This is a genomic window from Pseudomonas versuta (assembly GCF_001294575.1).
GTDB classification, from domain to species: Bacteria; Pseudomonadota; Gammaproteobacteria; order Pseudomonadales; family Pseudomonadaceae; genus Aquipseudomonas; species Aquipseudomonas versuta.
On record NZ_CP012676.1, the window covers coordinates 4,284,969 to 4,302,302 of the forward strand.

General features: G+C 59.0%; 19 protein-coding genes. 9 read left to right on the forward strand and 10 right to left on the reverse strand.

Annotated features, from left to right (window positions below):
* Positions 1 to 9: 9 nt before the first annotated feature.
* Both AOC04_RS19140 and AOC04_RS19145 read right to left on the reverse strand, forming a co-directional pair.
* On the reverse strand, positions 10 to 363 hold the full coding sequence (locus tag AOC04_RS19140; RefSeq protein ID WP_060696127.1) for a metalloregulator ArsR/SmtB family transcription factor: 354 nt from the start codon (positions 361 to 363) through the stop codon (positions 10 to 12).
* Positions 364 to 443: 80 nt separating this feature from the next.
* Entirely contained in the window at positions 444 to 692 is a 249-nt protein-coding gene (locus AOC04_RS19145; protein ID WP_060696128.1) for a DUF1272 domain-containing protein, read from the reverse strand.
* A gap of 206 nt (positions 693 to 898) precedes the next feature.
* Between AOC04_RS19145 and AOC04_RS19150 the strand changes: the two genes are divergently transcribed.
* Together AOC04_RS19150 and AOC04_RS19155 are read left to right on the forward strand one after the other, a co-directional pair.
* Positions 899 to 1,504, forward strand: coding sequence for a biliverdin-producing heme oxygenase (locus AOC04_RS19150; RefSeq protein ID WP_060696130.1), 606 nt, complete (start codon positions 899 to 901; stop codon positions 1,502 to 1,504).
* Positions 1,501 to 3,738 carry an ATP-binding protein gene (locus AOC04_RS19155; RefSeq protein ID WP_060696133.1) on the forward strand — a complete coding sequence of 746 codons (2,238 nt, stop codon included), beginning with the start codon at positions 1,501 to 1,503 and terminating at the stop codon, positions 3,736 to 3,738. The genes AOC04_RS19150 and AOC04_RS19155 overlap by 4 nt, the downstream gene beginning before the upstream one ends.
* A gap of 54 nt (positions 3,739 to 3,792) precedes the next feature.
* Here AOC04_RS19155 and gltS read toward each other — a convergent pair whose 3' ends face one another.
* The 4 genes from gltS to gabP all read right to left on the reverse strand — a co-directional run bounded on the left by gltS (position 3,793) and on the right by gabP (position 8,326).
* Positions 3,793 to 5,001, reverse strand: a complete 1,209-nt coding sequence (gene gltS, locus AOC04_RS19160) for a sodium/glutamate symporter (protein WP_060696135.1) — start codon at positions 4,999 to 5,001, stop codon at positions 3,793 to 3,795.
* 58 nt (positions 5,002 to 5,059) lie between these two features.
* The gene (gene hutG, locus AOC04_RS19165) at positions 5,060 to 5,998 is read right to left on the reverse strand and encodes a formimidoylglutamase (RefSeq protein ID WP_060696138.1); all 939 of its coding nucleotides are present in this window, start codon (positions 5,996 to 5,998) and stop codon (positions 5,060 to 5,062) included.
* 20 nt (positions 5,999 to 6,018) lie between these two features.
* Complete coding sequence (locus AOC04_RS19170; protein ID WP_060696139.1) at positions 6,019 to 6,744, reverse strand: IclR family transcriptional regulator; 726 nt, start codon at positions 6,742 to 6,744, stop codon at positions 6,019 to 6,021.
* 190 nt (positions 6,745 to 6,934) lie between these two features.
* A complete protein-coding gene (gene gabP, locus AOC04_RS19175) occupies positions 6,935 to 8,326 on the reverse strand; it encodes a GABA permease (protein WP_060696141.1) in 1,392 nt (463 codons plus the stop codon).
* Between the two features lie 535 nt (positions 8,327 to 8,861).
* Between gabP and AOC04_RS19180 the strand changes: the two genes are divergently transcribed.
* Genes AOC04_RS19180 through AOC04_RS19200 form a run of 5 tightly spaced genes read left to right on the forward strand, consistent with a single transcriptional unit; the run spans position 8,862 to position 13,045 of the window.
* Positions 8,862 to 9,635 carry an ABC transporter ATP-binding protein gene (locus AOC04_RS19180; protein WP_003438521.1) on the forward strand — a complete coding sequence of 258 codons (774 nt, stop codon included), beginning with the start codon at positions 8,862 to 8,864 and terminating at the stop codon, positions 9,633 to 9,635.
* Between the two features lie 13 nt (positions 9,636 to 9,648).
* The gene (locus tag AOC04_RS19185) at positions 9,649 to 10,401 is read left to right on the forward strand and encodes a transporter substrate-binding domain-containing protein (protein ID WP_060696143.1); all 753 of its coding nucleotides are present in this window, start codon (positions 9,649 to 9,651) and stop codon (positions 10,399 to 10,401) included.
* Between the two features lie 58 nt (positions 10,402 to 10,459).
* Positions 10,460 to 11,152 carry an ABC transporter permease gene (locus AOC04_RS19190; RefSeq protein ID WP_060696145.1) on the forward strand — a complete coding sequence of 231 codons (693 nt, stop codon included), beginning with the start codon at positions 10,460 to 10,462 and terminating at the stop codon, positions 11,150 to 11,152.
* Positions 11,152 to 11,841: an ABC transporter permease gene (locus AOC04_RS19195; protein ID WP_060696148.1), complete on the forward strand. Its 690-nt coding sequence runs from the start codon at positions 11,152 to 11,154 to the stop codon at positions 11,839 to 11,841. The genes AOC04_RS19190 and AOC04_RS19195 overlap by 1 nt, the downstream gene beginning before the upstream one ends.
* On the forward strand, positions 11,822 to 13,045 hold the full coding sequence (locus tag AOC04_RS19200; protein ID WP_060696151.1) for a methyltransferase: 1,224 nt from the start codon (positions 11,822 to 11,824) through the stop codon (positions 13,043 to 13,045). The genes AOC04_RS19195 and AOC04_RS19200 overlap by 20 nt, the downstream gene beginning before the upstream one ends.
* Positions 13,046 to 13,083: 38 nt before the next feature.
* Here AOC04_RS19200 and uraH read toward each other — a convergent pair whose 3' ends face one another.
* The gene (uraH, locus tag AOC04_RS19205; RefSeq protein WP_060696154.1) at positions 13,084 to 13,494 is read right to left on the reverse strand and encodes a hydroxyisourate hydrolase; all 411 of its coding nucleotides are present in this window, start codon (positions 13,492 to 13,494) and stop codon (positions 13,084 to 13,086) included.
* A 30-nt stretch (positions 13,495 to 13,524) separates the two neighbouring features.
* Positions 13,525 to 14,004: a GlcG/HbpS family heme-binding protein gene (locus tag AOC04_RS19210; RefSeq protein WP_060696156.1), complete on the reverse strand. Its 480-nt coding sequence runs from the start codon at positions 14,002 to 14,004 to the stop codon at positions 13,525 to 13,527.
* Between the two features lie 135 nt (positions 14,005 to 14,139).
* On the opposite strand from AOC04_RS19210, the gene AOC04_RS19215 reads away from it, so the two are divergent.
* Both AOC04_RS19215 and AOC04_RS19220 read left to right on the forward strand, forming a co-directional pair.
* Positions 14,140 to 14,814, forward strand: a complete 675-nt coding sequence (locus tag AOC04_RS19215) for a heavy metal response regulator transcription factor (RefSeq protein WP_010656843.1) — start codon at positions 14,140 to 14,142, stop codon at positions 14,812 to 14,814.
* Positions 14,807 to 16,186, forward strand: a complete 1,380-nt coding sequence (locus AOC04_RS19220) for a heavy metal sensor histidine kinase (protein WP_060696159.1) — start codon at positions 14,807 to 14,809, stop codon at positions 16,184 to 16,186. Before AOC04_RS19215 ends, AOC04_RS19220 begins: the two co-directional genes overlap by 8 nt.
* Here the strand turns inward: AOC04_RS19220 and AOC04_RS19225 are convergent.
* Both AOC04_RS19225 and AOC04_RS19230 read right to left on the reverse strand, forming a co-directional pair.
* The gene (locus tag AOC04_RS19225) at positions 16,135 to 16,887 is read right to left on the reverse strand and encodes a DUF72 domain-containing protein (protein WP_060696161.1); all 753 of its coding nucleotides are present in this window, start codon (positions 16,885 to 16,887) and stop codon (positions 16,135 to 16,137) included. The genes AOC04_RS19220 and AOC04_RS19225 overlap by 52 nt on opposite strands.
* The gene (locus AOC04_RS19230; RefSeq protein ID WP_060696164.1) at positions 16,884 to 17,315 is read right to left on the reverse strand and encodes an HhH-GDP family DNA glycosylase; all 432 of its coding nucleotides are present in this window, start codon (positions 17,313 to 17,315) and stop codon (positions 16,884 to 16,886) included. Before AOC04_RS19230 ends, AOC04_RS19225 begins: the two co-directional genes overlap by 4 nt.
* Between the last annotated feature and the right edge of the window lie 19 nt (positions 17,316 to 17,334).

Consider the following 17,334-nt stretch of genomic DNA (forward strand, 5'->3'; position numbering starts at 1 on the left):
CGACCCGGCTCAGCAGCAGCGGTTGCGTTGAGGGCGGTCGCCCATGGCTTCAAGGCGCAACACATCGTCGCGCAACCATTGCCCGTTGGCATTCAAGGTGGTGTCGAGGACCGACATGACCCACTGCGGCAGCGCCGGATTAAGCCGGTAATAAACCCACTGGCCCTGGCGACGGTCCAGCAGCAGCCCGCAATTGCGCAATTGCGCCAGGTGACGGGAGATTTTGGGCTGGCTGTCATTGAGCGCACACATCAGCTCACAGACGCACAACTCACCTTCTTGCACGATGAGCAGCGCAGAGCGCATTCGGGTGGCATCAGCCAGACACTTAAAAATCGCCGGAGGGGGAAAATCGTCCGTCATCTCGCATCGCCTTACATATGGAAAACCGAATATATGGATTTCCATATGTATTGGCAACCGGCCGGGATAAGCGGTGCAGGTCAGTTGCGGGCGGTGCAGCCTTCAGGCTTGGTCACTCGCGTTTTGGAGGCCGGGTTATTGCCCAGCTTGTTGACCGGTCGACGCGGCCGCACCATCAGCTCGCCCCCGCAGTTAGGGCAAAGCCCGCCCAGTTTTTGCTCCGAACAGGAGGCGCAAAACGTGCATTCGAATGAACAGATCCGCGCAAGGGAAGAATCAGGCGGTAGGTCACAATCACAGCATTCGCAATTGGGGCGTAATTCGAGCATGAGCACCTCATCTAGACGGAAACATTCGTTGTTGTAGTTAAGACGCTTCCAACAAAAAGCCAATCGTTAATTTGCGCGTAAAAATGCCGGAGCAGTGCCTGATATCAAAACCTTCTATCTGAATGAATGGCACTTTTTGATTATCACGCCTTCAAATCCTGATCAGCGCTCCTTTCAAAGCGTACACAGAGAGCCCGTCACACGGCATGCCATACGAATCCAGCTCCCCGCCAACGCCTTCGGTTTTGAACGAGCTCCGCTCAGGCACCCGGACCCTGCATGTTGCGCTTGAGAAGCGCCTGCCGTTTTTCTCGGACAGTCTTGACCTGCAACGTTACACACGTCTGTTGGCGGCCTATTACGGGTTCTATCAGGCAATGGAAAACCGGCTTGAACACAGCACGTTGATCCCGCCGGGTTTTGACTTGCATGCTCGCCTCAAGACCCGGGCCCTGGTGCAGGACCTGCGCGCCCTGAACATCAGCCCCCGGTCACTGTCGCTGTGCCCGGCACTGCCGCAACTGGGCAGCGAAGCCAGTGTGCTGGGGGTTTTATATGTGCTCGAGGGCGCCACGCTGGGCGGCAATATTTTGCGCAAACAGATTGCTGAACGCCTGGGGCTGCAAGCCCATGACGGCTGTGCCTTTCTTTACGTTTATGGCGAAGCCACTGGCCGCTACTGGAAGTCTTTCCTGGATTTTCTCTGTGCAGTGCCACTGGACGCCCGGGCACGCGATGAAGCCGTGAAGGCGGCCTGTTCTACATTTAGCTGCTTCGAGCAATGGCTCGAACGTCAGGAGGTGTTGTTATGAACCCACTGGACCCTGAAACCTTTGAAACCTTGCTGACCAATTGTGCAGACGAGCCCATTCGCTTTCCGGGGGCCATTCAACCCCACGGTCTTTTAGTGACCCTGCGTGGGCCCGATCTGCACATCCAGCAAATCAGTGCCAACGTCGAGGCGCTGTTCGGCGTAGCGCCTGCGGCCTTGCTGGATCAACCGCTGTCGATGCTGACCGGACCGCAGGCGGCAGCCGCAGTGCTACAGGCCAGTCACTTCATCGAACAGGTCGAGGTGCCGCCGCTGGAGCTGCACCTGCAGGGGCTGACCTATGAAGGTTTATTGCACTGCAACAATGGCATCCTGATTCTGGAGCTCGAATTAAAGCCCGATGAAACCGAGCTCAACCATACGATGGCCAAGGTGCGCAACCTGAGCCGGGTACTGCAACGCCTGCAAACTGGCAAGACCCTGCCCGCGCTGTATGAAACCTGCGTCAGCGAGATTCAGGCGCTGACCGGGTATGACCGGGTACTGATATACCGTTTTCAGGAAGAGGGGCACGGCCAGGTCATCGCCGAAGCATCAGCCCCTGCGATGGAGCTGTTCAACGGCATGTTCTTTCCTGCATCAGACATCCCCGAGCAGGCGCGCGAGCTTTATCGCACCCATTGGCTGCGCATCATTCCCGACGCGGCCTATGAGCCGGTACAGCTGGTCCCCAAATTGCGCCCTGACACGGGGCAAGCACTGGACCTCAGCGGGGCAGTCTTGCGCAGCGTGTCGCCGATCCACTGCCAATACATGCAAAACATGGGCGTACTGTCTTCGATGAGCATCTCCCTGATGGATGGCGAACGCCTCTGGGGCCTGATCAGTTGCGGCCATCGCACCCCTCTGCATGTGCCGCACGAACTGCGCATGGCGTGCCAGACGATTGGCCAGGTCCTGTCCTTACAGATCAGCGCCTTGCAAACCCTGGAAATCAGCCGCCAGCGAGAAGCAAAAATAGACGCTTTGGTGCACTTGAATAGCGCCATGGAGCAAGGCCCGGAAAACGTGTTCGACGGTCTGGCGCTGGAGCCCCGATTGTTGATGGAACTGACCCGGGCCAGCGGTGTAGCCATCATCGAAGACAAAGTGCTGCACCGTTACGGCCAATGCCCGCACCCCGAACAAATCCGTGATCTGTACCAATGGTTCAAGCAATCCGGCGACCCTGTGTTTTCCACGCACAGCCTGTCGACGCTTTATGCCCCGGCCGCCGAGTACAAGGATGTCGCCAGCGGCCTGCTGGCCATGTGTCTGCCCAAGCCTGTCGATAATGCCGTGCTGTGGTTTCGCAGCGAGATCAAAGAAAGCATGCCGTGGAGTGGCGACCCGAAAAAACCTCTCAACCTGGAACGCAGCGCTACCGGCTTGCGACTAAGCCCGCGCACCTCGTTCGAGCTGTGGAAGGTCGAGGTGGACGGTATCTGCGACAAATGGAGCCACGGCGATTTGTTCGCCGCCAACGACCTGCGCCGCTCGGCACTGGAAAACGACCTGAGCCGTCAGGTTCTGCGCGAACAGCAGGCGGTACGGGCACGGGATGAGTTGGTGGCGGTGGTGTCTCATGACTTGCGCAACCCCATGACCATCATCTCCATGCTGTGCGGGATGATGCAGAAAACCTTCAGCAGTGACGGCTCCCATGCTTCACGGCGCATCACAACCGCCATCGACACCATGCAACAGGCCACCAGCCGCATGAACATCCTGCTCGAAGACTTGCTCGATACGTCCAAGATAGAAGCCGGGCGCTACACCATCTCCCCGCAATCACTGGACGTGACCCAGATCTTTGAAGAAGCGCTGTCGTTGCTGACGCCATTAGCCACCGACAAGGGGCTCGAGCTGACCTTCCACTCAGAGCCCGATCTGAAAATTCATGCCGACCCCGAGCGCCTGTTCCAGGTGCTGTCCAACTTGATCAGCAACGCGATCAAGTTCACCCCTGCTCAAGGCACCATCCAAGTGGCCGCCATAACGAGCGGAGACGACATCGTGTTCAGCGTGCGCGACTCCGGCAAAGGCATCCCGGCCGAGCAACTGCCGCACATCTTTGAACGCTACTGGACGGCGAAGGAAGGCAATACGTCTGGCACTGGCCTTGGGCTGTACATTTCTCAAGGGATCATCAAGGCCCACGGCGGCCTGTTAGTTGCACAAAGCACCCCGGGCCAGGGAAGTGAATTCCGCTTTACCGTGCCTAAATTTGCGTGACGCCCGTCGCCGGCAAGCCAGCTCCCACAAGAGCTGGCCTGCCACTGCCTGACCTCAGCTGAACGCGTTGATAAACCAGGTGATCATCGGGATCGCCACAATGTCGATCAGTACTGCACCGCATAACGGCACGATGATGAAGGCTTTGTAGGAGAACACTTTGTAGTGATCGCAGATGGCGCCCATGTTGGCCACGGCATTGGGCGTCGCTCCCAGCCCGTGCCCCATGAAGCCTGCACACAGGACGGCGGCGTCGTAGTTGCGGCCAAACAGGCGGAACAGGACGAACACGCAGAGCAGGATCATGATCACCACTTGCACCACCAGAATCACCAGCAGCGGCAACCCCAGCTTCTCCAGCTCCCAGAACTTCAGGCTCATCATGGCCATGGTCAGGAACATGCCCAGGCACACGTCACCAATGGTGCTCACGGCATGGTCAGGCATCTCGACAGCCTGGGTGCGGTCATTGAGGTTGCGCAGAATGATGGCCACAAACATCGCGCCCACATAGCTTGGCAACACGATGCCCAAATGCTGCTGCAAGCTGCCGCCCAGCCAGAAACCCAGCACCATGATCACCACGATGCAGGTCAGCAGCCGCAGCAGGGTCGCCGCGTCCAGAGCCGCCGGCGGGGTGTGGACCACTTCTTCAAAGGCCTTGAGGTTACCCACCGCTTCAGCCTTGACCGTGAGCTTGTTGCGTTCAATCAACCAGCGCGCCAGCGGACTGCCCAACAAACCGCCGGCCACCATGCCGAAGGTCGCTGCCGCCAGAGCGGCAGTGGTCGCGCCTACCGCACCGAGGTTCTCGGCAATCGGGCCGAACGCGGCCGCTGCACCGAAACCGCCTTCCAGCGACACGGCACCGGCCATGATGCCCAGCAACGGATCAATCCCCAGCAGCTTGGCCACGCTGACCCCCACCACGTTTTGCACCAGGGCCAGGCCCCAACACGCACCCAGGTAGATAAACAGCAACTTGCCGCCCTTGCGCAGCAGGCCCAGGCTGCCACCCAGACCGACAGTGGTGAAAAACGCCACCATCAGCGGGGTTTGCAGGCTGGTATCGAGGGTCAGGTTGAGCAGTTGCTGATCGCGTAACAGCCAGATCACCAAGGCAAAACCAAAGCCGCCAATCACCGGCGCCGGAACACAAAGTTGGCGCAGCCAGTAGCTGCGTTTTTTCAGCTGGGCACCCAGGCCCAGCAGGAGCAACGCGAGAGCGAGGGTGCTCAGCGCATCCAGTTCGAATGTCAGCATGGCGAATTTCTCTTTTTCTTATGATTCAACAAGCGGTTTCAGGGATGTACGGAAAAACTTAATCAACCAGGCTGGCGAGCAGACGCGCGCCAATCCGGGCGGTGCGGTTATCGGTGTCCAGACTCGGGTTGAGCTCGGCAATATCGGCCATGCGCAATTTGCCGCTGGCTTTGGCATGGCGTACCAGATGCTCGACGATCTGCATGTCCACCCCATGGGCAGACGGCGCGCTGACCCCGGGCGCCTGGCTGGCGGGCAGGACATCAAGGCAGATGGTCATGTAAAGGTGGTCGACGTCTTGCAAGAAATCGTCGATCAGGGCTTCGCAGGCACAGATGTCCCAACTGTTCATCTGTCGGTCGAGGCGGTAGCGCACCTTCAGTTGCTCGGCCTGCTCAAAGAGCGCCGCAGTATTGTTCAGTTGGCTGACGCCCAGGCAGCAATAGGCGAATGGCATTTCTGCGCGCTGGCAATATTCGGCAATCTGGCGGAACGGCGTGCCCGAACTGCTTTGCCCGGCATGGCGCAAATCAAAATGGGCGTCGAAGTTGAGAACCCCGATCCGCGCTTGCGGGTTGCGCTGGCGCAAGTGATCGGCCAGACCACTGAAGCTGGCAAAAGCGATTTCATGCCCGCCACCCAACCCCAACGGCAAGTGCCCCTGATCGAGCAGGTAGCTGACGTGGTGGGCGTAGATCTGCTGCGCGCCTTCCAGGTTGCTGTCGGTGCAGCTCACATCGCCCGCGTCATACAGCGGCGCGTGGCCGTGCCATGCCAGATTGGCCAGGGCCTTGCGCAAGGCCGACGGCCCCTCGCGGGCACCGGTGCGGCCCTGATTGCGCTTGACCCCCTCATCGCAGGCCAGCCCGATCAGCGCCGCGCCCGCCGGCTGGCTCCGGGCAAAGGGTTTGACCCATTGATGCCAGCGCAATGCGCCCTGCCCTTCGGCAGCGTCTATGCGGCCTGTCCACACGTGCATGTCAGGAACAACGGTCATGCTTGAAACTCCAGTCAAAATCAGTCGAGCCGGGCGCTCAGGCGCAGCGCGACATCCTGGGTCCAGCGGATCAGGCGTTCACTGCGGTGTTGCGCCCGGATGGCCGGGGCCATGAGGCTGATAGCGCCGAGCAGGCGATTGCGACTGTCGATCACCGGGGCACTGACGCCCCAGATGCCGTCGTCGATTTCGCTCAGACTCACGGCATAGCCGGTCGCCCGGATCTCGGCAAAACTGCGCTGATAGGCGGCGATTTCTTCGCTTTCCAGGCCCTGTGCCTGAAGAATTGGCAGGCTTTGCGCCTCATCCATGTGCGCCAGTAACACCCGGGCCGAGGCGCCGACCAACAGCGGCTGGGCCAGCCCTTTCTGGTAGCAGCAGCGCAGTGGCTGCGAGCTGTCGACCAGTTCAATGCAAATCGCCTGGCCGTTACTTGGCACCATCAACGCCACGCTTTCCTGGCTTTGCTCTGCCAGGCGTTTGAGCGCTGACTTGGCCAGCGTTACCAGCACGGCTTCACGATCGAACTTCTTGGCCAGCTGCAAACAGGCCGGCCCCGGCAAATAGCGGCCCTGACCGTTTTCTTCGGCCAGACCCCAGCGCAGCAGGGTTTTGAGATGCCGATAAGTGCTGCTGAGCGGCTGTGACAATTGCTCGGACAGTTCTTTGGCGGAGATCGCCTCACCGGATTGACCCAGGGTGACGAGGATCTGCAGCAAGCGATCAGTGGGCGTGTTGTAGTTCATATCGGCCTCATGCTCTTGCCCGCATGGTGCACGGAGTTTCCCATTAGCTGAAACTTGATTCCCACCCAGTGAGAAAAAACCCTCAGATAACGATCAGCGGTAGGCCATGGGTATTCCTGCGCCCACAAAAAAGGCCGCGATCCCTAGGGATCGCGGCCCGGTGTACTGAACGTCGAGCGCCGTCCTGGCGTCAGTTCAGTACAGTTGCCCCCAGCTTCTCAATACGTCGACGACGTGCCACCAGCAGGCCCGCCGTTACCACCAGAATACTCAGCAAGCCGGTGGCCATGATTTCAACCCGGTGCGACTCCTGGAACAGCATGATGGTCAGGATCGCCACGATAAACACGATGACCGCCCAGGTCAGGCCCGGGAACAGCCACATTTTAAAGGAGATGGTCTCGCCCAGCGCCATACGCTTTTGACGCATGCGCAATTGCGAAATGGCAATCACCAGGTACACCAGCAGCGCAATGGCGCCGGAGCTGGCCAGCAAGAACTCGAACACGGCTGCCGGTGCTACATAGTTGGCGAACACGGCCAGGAAGGCTGCACCGGTCGACATCATCACCGCCCAGTAAGGGGTGCCGCTGGCGTTGGTACGCTTGGCCGCAGCCGGTGCGTCACCGCGTTTGCTCAGGGAGTAGAGCATGCGCGACGAGGTATAGAGCGCCGAGTTCAGGCAGCTGGTCACCGCGATCAATACCACGATATCGACAATCAGCTTGGCATTCGGGATGCCCATGCGCTCAAGCACGGTCTGGTAGGAGCCGAACTGGGCCAGGCCCGGATCGTTCCATGGCACCAGTGCCACAACGATGAAGATCGACACCAGGTAGAACAAGCCGATACGCCAGATCACCGAGTTGGTGGCCTTGGTGATTTGCTTGCTCGGATCTTTGGATTCTGCCGCCGCGATGGTCACGATTTCTGTGCCCATGAACGAGAACATAGTGGTCAACATGGCGGCAAGTACCGCGCCCATGCCGTTGGGCATAAAGCCTATGGTGTCGACCAGATGCGAAACGCCGCTGACCTGACTGGTCGGCAGCAGGCCGAAAATGGCCATCAGGCCCAAGATAATGAAGCCGATAATCGCCAGCACTTTGACCAGCGCAAACCAGAACTCGAACTCGCCGTAGTTCTTGACGCTGAACAGGTTGGTCACGGTCAGCAACAGGGTGATGACCAGGGTAAAGACCCAGATCGCAGTGCCAGGGAACCATGCATGCAGGATGGTGGCGGCGGCGACGGCTTCCAGCGGGATAACCAGCACCCAGAACCACCAGTACAGCCAGCCAATGGTGAAACCGGCCCAGTGCCCGATGGCACGGTCGGCGTAAGTCGAGAACGAACCGGTGTCAGGGGATGCGACGGCCATTTCGGCCAGCATGCGCATCACCAGCACCACCAGCGTACCCGCTGCGGCGTAAGCCAGCAGTACGGCAGGACCCGCCTGTGCAATCGCGTGTCCGGAGCCGACAAACAAGCCGGCACCGATGACCCCGGCAATCGACAGCATGGTTACATGCCGTGGTTTGAGACCTTGCTCCAGGCCGTTAGGAGTTTGCGTATTGCTCATTGGGACTACCTTTGCAGTGAAAGCCATTCCGAGCGCCGCGCTTGTTTACCTTCTCGTAAAAAGTAACCAACGGGGCGTTTAGAATTATTTACGCAATAAATGAGCCAAAATGTGACAGATGCACGGTTTGCGCGGGCTGCATCGGTTCACCTCTGGGTTTGCAACTTGTTGAGAGTGATGGCTTTTTGCCTATTCGTTACCGTAACACTCAGTCACAAGTTCCGGAGCGCACCAAAAATACCCAATTTTGCCCATATGGTGCAAAAGCAGTGCACATCTTTAACCTTTAGTAGGTTCGCGCTTCCAACACCGGGCCAAAGCTGGCAACATCGCGACCTTTTTTAAGCGACACCTGTCTGGCCGAACGGCAAAATACAGGGTCAGTTGTAGTTCGCGCGACAGTCAGCTGTCGGGATGCGACAAACGACCACCCTGTCGCCTTTTGTTCCCCAGGAGCGGCTGGTTGCCTTTGTGGCCCTATGCTAGCTTGGCCGCCCAACAGCAGGATCGCTCCCGAACACAATGAGGAACGCACATGGCTTTGGCCACGCCCGCGCTTGAAATCCGCAACTTGCATAAACGCTACGGCGAGCTTGAGGTACTTAAAGGTATCTCGCTGACCGCACGCGACGGCGACGTGATCTCGATCCTGGGTTCTTCCGGCTCCGGCAAGTCCACCCTGCTGCGCTGCATCAACCTGCTGGAAAACCCGCACGAGGGCCAGATCCTGGTTGCCGGCGAAGAACTCAAGCTCAAGAAAGCCAAAAATGGCGAACTGGTCGCTGCCGATGGCAAGCAGATCAATCGCATGCGCAGTGAACTGGGTTTTGTATTTCAAAACTTTAACCTGTGGCCGCATATGACCATCCTCGACAACATCATCGAGGCCCCGCGTCGTGTTCTGGGTCAGAGCAAGGCTGAAGCGATCGAAGTTGCCGAAGCGTTGCTGGCCAAGGTTGGCATCGCCGAGAAACGTCACGCCTATCCGTCCGAATTGTCCGGTGGCCAGCAACAACGCGCCGCCATTGCCCGCACATTGGCCATGCAACCCAAAGTAATCCTGTTCGATGAACCGACATCGGCACTTGACCCGGAAATGGTCCAGGAAGTACTTAGTGTTATCCGCGCGCTCGCCGAAGAAGGCCGCACGATGCTGCTGGTCACCCACGAAATGGGCTTTGCCCGTCAGGTGTCCTCGCAAGTCGTGTTTTTGCACCAGGGCCTGATCGAAGAACAAGGGTCGCCAGAACAGGTGTTCGACAACCCGGTTTCAGCGCGCTGTAAACAATTCATGTCCAGCAACCGCTAACGGAGCAACACGAATGCAAAACTATAAAAAGCTTCTCCTGGCCGCTGCCGCCACCCTGGTTTTCAGTGCCAATGCCTTGGCTGTTGATAAGTACAAAGTGGGGATTGAAGGCGCTTACCCTCCGTTCAACAACAAGAACGCCAGCGGGCAAGTGGTTGGTTTTGACTACGACATTGCCATGGCCCTGTGCGCCAAGATGAAAGCCGAGTGCGAAGTTGTGACCTCGGACTGGGACGGCATCATTCCCGCACTGAACGCCAAGAAGTACGACTTTATTGTCTCCTCCCTGTCGATCACTGACGACCGCAAACAGGCTGTCGACTTCACCGACCCGTACTACTCCAACAAACAGCAGTTTGTGGCCAAGAAAGGTGTCGATTTCAAAACCGACATTGAATCGCTCAAAAGCAAGAAACTGGGCACCCAGCGTTCAACCCAGGCCGCAACATGGCTGGAAGATAACGTGGGTGGGGACATCGCCTTGTATGACACCCAGGAAAACGCTTATCTCGACTTGTCCTCGGGCCGTGTGGACGCACTGCTGGCCGACAAGTACGCCATCTATGGCTGGTTGAAGGATGATCCGGCGGGCAAGGACTATGAGTTCAAGGGCAACCCGATCAACGAAGACGACAAGGTCGGCATTGCTTTGCGTAAAGGCGAAAGCGACTTGCGCACCAAGTTGAACCTGGCGCTCAAAGAAATCAAAGAAGACGGCACCTACAAAAAGATCAACGACAAGTATTTCCCATTCAGCATTGAATGACCTGCCTGACCGGCGCGCCGCAAGGCTGCGCCGGTCCCTAGCAAAGCCTGCCTAATTTATGACTATCGACTTATACGGATTCGGCCCGGCGCTTGCCGCTGGCGCGCTGATGACCGTCAAACTGGCACTCACTGCGCTGTGTCTGGGCCTGGTGCTCGGGCTGCTCGGTGCACTGGCCAAAACTTCATCCTACAAACCACTGCGATGGCTGGGCGGTGCGTATTCGACTCTGGTGCGCGGCGTCCCGGAACTGCTGTGGGTCTTGCTGATTTACTTCGGCAGCGTGAATGCCGTACGTGCCCTCGGCGAATTCATCGGCATGCCCGACCTCACCCTCAGTGCCTTCGCGGCGGGCGTGCTGGCTCTGGGCCTGTGCTTTGGCGCTTATGCCACTGAGGTTTTTCGCGGCGCCATTCTGGCCATCCCCAAAGGCCACCGCGAAGCGGGCCTGGCGCTGGGCCTGACCAGGCCGCGGATTTTCACCAAGCTGGTTTTGCCGCAAATGTGGCGCATTGCCCTACCCGGCCTGGGCAACCTGTTCATGATCCTGATGAAAGACACCGCGCTGGTATCTGTCATCGGCCTGGAAGAAATCATGCGTCAGGCACAAAACGCCGTAACCTTCGCCAAACACCCGTTCACCTTCTACATGGTGGCTGCCGTGATGTACCTGGGCCTGACCGTACTGGCCATGGGCACCATGCATGTGCTTGAAAAACGCGCGGCGCGCGGCTTTGTGAGGAGAACGTAATGGTCCTGGAACTCTTCCTCAAGTGGCTGCCCAAGCTGATTCAGGGCGCGACCCTGACACTGGAGCTGACTGCCCTTTCGGTCATCGCCGGTCTGATCGTGGCCATCCCGCTGGGTATCGCCCGCTCCTCCAGGCTCTGGTACGTGCGTTCTCTGCCCTATGCCTACATCTTTTTCTTCCGCGGCACGCCGCTGCTGATCCAGCTGTTTCTGGTCTATTACGGCCTGTCGCAGTTCGATGTAGTGCGTGAAAGCGTGTTGTGGCCGTACCTGCGCAGCCCGTTCTGGTGTGCGGTGATCACCATGACCTTGCACACCGCGGCGTACATCGCCGAGATCCTGCGCGGTGCAATCCAGGCCATCCCGCCGGGTGAAATCGAAGCCGCACGCGCCCTGGGCATGTCGCGCTTCAAAACCCTGGTGCATATCGTGCTGCCGCGTGCTGCGCGTATCGGCCTGCCGGCCTACAGCAACGAAGTGATCCTGATGCTCAAGGCCAGCTCGCTGGCGAGCACCGTGACCCTGCTGGAACTGACCGGCATGACCCGCACCATCATTTCCCGCACCTACCAGACGGTGGACATGTTCCTGATTGCCGGTGTGATCTATCTGGTGATGTCGTTTGTCCTGATTCAGGGCTTCAAATTACTGGAGCGCTGGTTGCGCGTTGATGCCTGCCAAGGGCGTTAAGCCCCGGGGCGAGCCCCTGCTCGCCCGCTTCGAGGCACTGGACAGGTTTTTGCGTGACCACCAGCACCTGTGGCGCCCACGGCCATTCACTCAGCTGAATATGCCGTGGGAAGCGCAACACCCTGAACTCGCCCGATGGCTGCGCAGTCGTTCGCTGCAAGACGCCGAAGACAGTCACAACCCTCTACTGGATCTGCCTGCTCCCGCGCCATTCCCGGAACTGGCAGCCACTGCCCTTGCCCTCAGCCGCGTCGAACGCTTGCCCGCGCAAGCCCTGCCACCTGCCGCCCAACGCCTGCAAGTGGATGTACCGGGGCGCAAATGGCAGCAAATAGAAGCCTTCGCCCAAAGCCTGAACTTCAGGCAAACACCCGTTCACTGGCTGGACTGGTGCTCGGGCAAAGGGCATTTGGGCCGTCGGCTATTAACTGAAGGACAACAGCTGACGTGCCTGGAATACGACTGCGCACTGATCGATGCCGGTCAGGCACTTAGCCTGCGTCACCACTTGCCGGCCCGCCATGTACAACAGGATGTCCTCGCCCCGGACGTCGGATTACACCTGCGGGCCGATATGACTCCAGTCGCCTTGCATGCCTGTGGCGATTTGCATGTGCGCCTGCTGCAACTGGCCAGCGCGGCGGGCTGTGCACAACTGGCGATTTCGCCCTGCTGCTACAACCGTATCAGCGCGAGCCACTATCAGCCGTTATCCACAGCTGCCCGCGCCTCGACCCTGCGCCTGTCACTGCAGGACCTGAGCTTGCCGATGAGCGAAACCGTGACCGCGGGCAGCCGGGTACGGCGCCAGCGCGATGAATCAATGGCGCGCCGTTTGAGCTTCGACGTGTGGCAACGCCAGCGCCGTCAATGCGACGAGTACTTATCCACACCCTCACTGCCCGGCACCTGGCTCAATAAGCCTTTCGCTCAATACTGCGAAGATCTGGCAGCGCTGAAGAACTTATCCACAACCGGCGAAGAAGACTGGCCGGCGCTGCAGGCTGCGGGTCGGGAGCGGTTGGCGCAGGTGCGCAATCTGGAGCTGGTACGCGGCTTGTTCCGCCGCCCGCTGGAGCTGTGGCTGGTGCTGGATCGAGCCTTGTTCCTGAGTGAACGCGGCTATGAGGTGCAGCTTGGCGAGTTTTGCGACAGCCACCTGACGCCACGCAATTTGCTGTTACTGGCGCAGCGTTGTGGATAACTTGTGGGAGCACCGCTCCCACAATGATTAGCTGCGGTTTACGAGCCGCGATAGGTCGAGAACCCGTAAGGGCTCAGCAGCAACGGAATGTGATAGTGCTGATCCACATTTTTCACTTCAAAAATCACCGGGATTTCCGGAAAGAAGGTATCTCGCCCCGCTTTCTTGAAGTAATCGCCCGTTTTGAATACCACCCGGTACTGACCCGCTTCCATTGCCTGTTTATCCGGGAACAACTCGCCGATGCGCCCCTGTTCGTTGGTCACACCCTGTGCCAGCGGCTGCCAGTTCTGGCCAACGTATTTTTCCAGGGTGACGTTAACGCCTGGCGAAGGCAGACCGTTTTCAAGGTTGAGCACATGCACGCTCAACGGGTTGCCCGCCGCCAGTGCCAGGCTGGATATCGCGCTCAGGCTCAAGGCCGTCAAAGTGATTCGTAAAGCTTTCATCGGTTTTCCTCAATGGTTAAAACATTCAATTCAGCGTTGAGTCGTCAGACCGATCTGTTCGGCGGCCTTGATTGCGCAGGCTTCGTCCTGCTCCGCACCACCCGCCCCCGCTACACCCAGCGCGCCCACAAGCTCACCGTCTGCAAACAGCGGCACACCACCGCCCAGCAGTAACAGTTCAGCAATGGAGTTGAGGTTCGCAGCTTCGGGATTGCTGCGCGCACGCTCGGCAAACAGACGGGTCGGGGTTTTAGTCGACAGCGCGGTAAAGGCTTTACGCTGGCTGGCCAGCAGGTTGTGCGGGCCTACCCCCTCGGGGCGCATGGCCGTCAGCACGTTGCCACCACGATCCAGCACGCTCAGCGCCCCGGAGCAGTGCTTGAGCGTGGCATCGGCCAGCTGGCGGGCGGTGGCCAGGTCCAGATCAGCATGACGCGCCAGGTTTGGCGCAGCCTGGGCCGCACCGGCAACGCCAACCGCAGTCCATAACAGCAAAGTTTTCAGCATCATCGGCAAGCTCCTTAACGAGTGCCGACACCTTAGCCAGCGGGCTCCGTCAAAAGCCCGTCAGTTGCATTACAAGTTTGTAATAGGCAATGCCACAGAAGACGCCTAGCCTGTGCAGACGATTGATCGAGGTGTGCGATGCGTTTGTTACTGGTTGAAGATGAGGCCAAGACGGCAGATTTCCTGGCCAAAGGCCTGGGCGAGTCCGGCTTTGCGGTAGATGTGGCGCTGAACGGGCTGGACGGCCGCTACTTTGTTGAGCAGCAGGAATACGACCTGATCATCCTGGACGTGATGCTGCCGGGGCTCAACGGCTGGCAACTGCTGCAGTTGATCCGTCAGCGTGGTGCCACCCCAGTATTGTTCCTGACCGCCAAAGACGCGATCGAAGACCGGGTTCGCGGCCTGGAACTGGGCGCCGACGATTACTTGCTCAAACCCTTCGCCTTTGCCGAATTGCTGGCCCGGGTACGCACCCTGCTGCGTCGCGGGCCGTTGCGCGAGGCCGAGTCTTACACCATTGCCGACCTCGAAATCGATGTGCTGCGCCGGCGCGTCAGCCGTGGCGGTCAACGCATCAGCCTGACCAACAAGGAGTTCGCATTGCTGCACCTGCTGGCCAGCCGCCAGGGTGAAGTGTTATCGCGCACCTTGATCGCCTCCCAGGTCTGGAACCTCAACTTCGACAGTGACACCAACATGGTTGAAGTCGCCGTACGCCGCCTGCGCTCCAAGGTCGACGACCCGTACATGCCAAAACTTATCCACACTGTGCGCGGTGTCGGCTACCAGCTCGAAGCCCCGGATGAATAGATCCATCGCCTGGCGTCTGGCCCTGGCGATTGCCTTGACCTGCGCTCTGGTGCTGAGTGTGATCGGAGTGTTTCTGTATCGCTCGCTGGCCTCGGAACTGACCTTTCGGGACGATCAGGCACTGCTCGGTCGCCTCGAGCAGGTCCGGGCCCTGCTGCATGACAGCGACAGCCTCGAAGCCCTGCAGGAGCGTCCGCGCCTGTATCAAAACATGCTGGGTAATCTGGACAGTGTGTTGCTGGTCAAACGTAGCGATGGTGGTCGGGTCATCGCCATCAATCCGCATCAGCAAACACTGCCCGACCTGCCACCCATTGCTCAAGATTCGTCGCCGCTACGGTCTGACATCCAGACTGTGGATAACATCGCCTTGCTCACAGGGGTGGCACAAGGTCCGAGGGACGAGCCTTTGATTGTCACCGTCGGCAAACGCCTGCAAGAGCGTGAGCAAATGCTCGCCAGCTACCGGGGGCGCCTGTACATGGCGGTAGGCTTTGGCGCAGTACTCGCCTTCGGCCTTGGCTTGCTGTTGTTGCGGCGCGGTCTGGTACCTCTGCGTGAACTGGCGCAGGCCATGCGCGACATCACCCCCCGCAGCCTCGATCAACGCATGCCCGCCGACGATGTTCCGGCAGAGCTGAAAGAGCCCGTACAGGCACTTAACGCAATGCTGGTTCGTCTCGAAGACAGCTTTGGCCGACTGTCACAGTTCTCTGCCGACCTGGCCCATGAAATTCGCACGCCGCTGCACAACTTGCTGGGCAGTAACAGCCTGGCACTGAACCAGCCGCGCAGCCCCGACGAGTACCAGGAACTGCTGGCGTCGAATATCGAAGAGTACGAACGGCTCAACCGTATGGTCGAAAACCTGATTTTCCTGGCCCGTGCCGATCACGGCCAACGGCCCCTGCAACTGCAAACCCTGGCCTTGCAGACCGTGGGCGACGAGTTGTGCGATTACTTTGAAGCCTTGGCAGAAGACCGTCAGTTACAGCTGAATAACTCACTTTGCGGCGAACTGAACGTCGACCAGCAGTTGCTGCAACGGGCCTTGGGTAACTTGCTGGCCAATGCCGTGCGCCATGCCGAAGCCGGGACCACCATCACCTTGCAACGCCTTGATGACGCCCAATATTGCTGGGTTGGCGTACATAACCAGGGCCCGCCCATTGACCCGCAGCATCTGGACAGACTATTCGACCGGTTTTACCGCGTCGATCCCTCCCGTGCAGAACCCGGTGACAGCGGCGGGTTGGGGCTGGCGATCGTGCGCTCGATCATGCTGTTGCATCACGGACAAGTGCGGGTACGCAGCGACGCTCAAGGAACGTTGTTTGAGCTGGGGTTCCCGGCGTTGCCCAGGAGCGCTTGAAAGGTTAGCGCGTCGTTGATGGCGAAACCGCTGGCCGTGTTATCGAAAATGAACCAGTACTCGGTCGTTGACGCTGCGCCCATCAGTACCTGTTCTGACAACGCCCTGAGTCGGGCCACGCCATATTCACTGTGATAAATACGCGGCGAGCCATGCAGCCGCCAATACTGGACGCCAGGCCACCCGCCCGGTTGAAAGCCTGCGCTTAATACCGCCGGATCAGCGGCAACCCGGCCGATATGCAGTGTCTGTAACAGCTCATCGGCCGCCAGCCATGAGTCGTTACGCGGCTCCAGCACCAATGAGCCCTTGTACCGAAGGCGCACCTCCCGGAAAAACGCCCGTGCAATCTGCGGTTCATAAATCAATCCGGGCGGTAATTGCACCAACACACATCCCAGGCGATCGCCCAACTGCGTGCATTGTGCAAAAAAACTGTCCAGCTCGTCTTCACAGCTCTGCAAGCGCCGTTCATGGGTGATCGATTTGGGTAATTTGACCGAGAATCGAAAATCCGGCCCTACGCTGTCAGCCCACCGCTGGTAAGTCTGCGCACGGTGGGGCCGGTAAAATGAACTGTTAATTTCGGTGGCCGAAAAGCGCCCGGCGTAACGCTGCAAATGCGTACCGTCACTGGCAAAACGTGGCCAGTATTCACGCCCGATGCTCCATCCGGCGCAGCCTGTGAAGACGCGGTTCAAAACAACACCGCAGCGGCATCGCGCATAAAGATTTCCACAGTCTTTGGCCCCACACCGTCGAATTCCAGCAAGCGACGCTCAAAGGTGTGGCGATCTTTACTGGTGCGACAGAGGGCGCCGAATTTACCGTCATATTCATCGACCAGTTTCTGGGCCAGGGCAGACAGACGGGTGGCGGTAGTTTCGTCGTAGCGCACGTAATGTGCCTTACCGAGAATCGACACCAATTGCCGATGGGAAAACTGCGCCAGACGCTGAGCAGAGTCACAGCCGTGCTCTTCGACCAGAACCTGATAAGCCCTGGCGGCAATCGGTGCCTGAATTCGCTTGCCCATCAAAAAACTGGCTACGAACCATTTGAACAAGGCGGTCTCATCGCTGGCCTGCAACCTGATGCCCAGATCGTTGGCGGTGATCACTTCAGTCATGACGCGCTCCCTCATTAAC